Consider the following 1,335-nt stretch of genomic DNA (forward strand, 5'->3'; position numbering starts at 1 on the left):
TGTTCTGACTTCTAATAAAAGCGACGATTTTCATTATTATTTCTGAAAATCGTCGCTTTTTTATGTTTATAGAGAAAATCGCAACTCGAAGAGCTACCAATTTCCTAACGTTGACAGCCATACACGCTATGCCAACTTCGGTTTCAACTTTCTCAATGCCTCTGACAGACATTCGAGTGAAACCCAAATTAGCCTTCAGATTACCAAAAAAAGTTTCAACATCAATTTTTCTTTGTTTATAAATTGATGAAGTTTTTGGATCTGAAAGCTTTTCTCTAGTGAAGTGCTTATAAAATTCCCAAACCATATTTCTTCTGATTGTTTTCAAAGTATCTGGTCTGGCTTTAGGGTTCATGCATTCTTTTCTGAGCGGACATCCTATACAGTCATAACATTTATATTCTTTAAATTGACGTTGATATCCATATTTATCATTTCGGAATCTATAGCCAGAAAAGAATAATAGTTTATTGTTTGGACAAATATATCTGTCATCTTTTTCATCATAATTCCAATTAAGAGAGTTATAAGGGTTTGATTTATACTTTCTTTTTTGTTCTTTTAAAAACATGCCGTACGGCATTAAAGGCGTTCTATTAAATACATCTATGACTATTCCATAGTTACTTTCACTACCATAACCTGCATCACACACAACATTTTCAGGTATGTCACCATTTAGTTCTTGCACTCTATATAAAAATCTTTCTAAAGTTCTTGTATCTGTTGGATTTTGGTAAACACCGAAGGCTAAGGCAAACTGGTTGTTGGTTCCTACTTGAATATTATAAGCAGGCTTTAATTGACCATTCATCATATGATCGTCTTTCATTCTCATAAAAGTCGCATCATGATCAGTTTTTGAATAACTATTTCTATCTCCTAAAACTTTCTTTTGTTCTTCATACTTCATCTTTTTCTCTTTACAATCATTCACTGCTTTTTTGTATTTTTTCAATAATGTACGTTCTGAACGTATTAATTTTCTTTGCTTCGTGTCATCGTTAGAATCAATTTTATCAGTTAGTTCCTCAATTTTATGACTTAAGCAATCTTCGATTGCCTCTAGTTCGTGTATCTGTATGTCTTCAGGTGATTCTTCTTTTAAATTTGGCAAAATTTCTTTTACTAATAGCTCTTCGTATATTTCTTTTGATTTCTTCATATTAGATTGACTATAACGTTCTGTATTCTTTCTCCAAACAAACGTATACTTATTTGCATCAGCTTCAATTTTAGTACCATCGATGTAAATTGCATTCTCTTCTATATAATGATTTTCTACTAAAAAGGTTCTAAATACTACATAACATTCTTTAATCAAAGCATTTGTTC

General features: G+C 31.2%; 1 protein-coding gene. It reads right to left on the reverse strand.

What is annotated here, in order from left to right:
- A partial coding sequence (locus tag HMPREF2603_RS00005) for an IS1182 family transposase (RefSeq protein WP_060804206.1) occupies nucleotides 1–1,335 on the reverse strand: 1,335 nt, incomplete at both ends.

This window comes from Staphylococcus sp. HMSC055C03 (assembly GCF_001809385.1).
Lineage (GTDB): Bacteria > Bacillota > Bacilli > Staphylococcales > Staphylococcaceae > Staphylococcus > Staphylococcus simulans.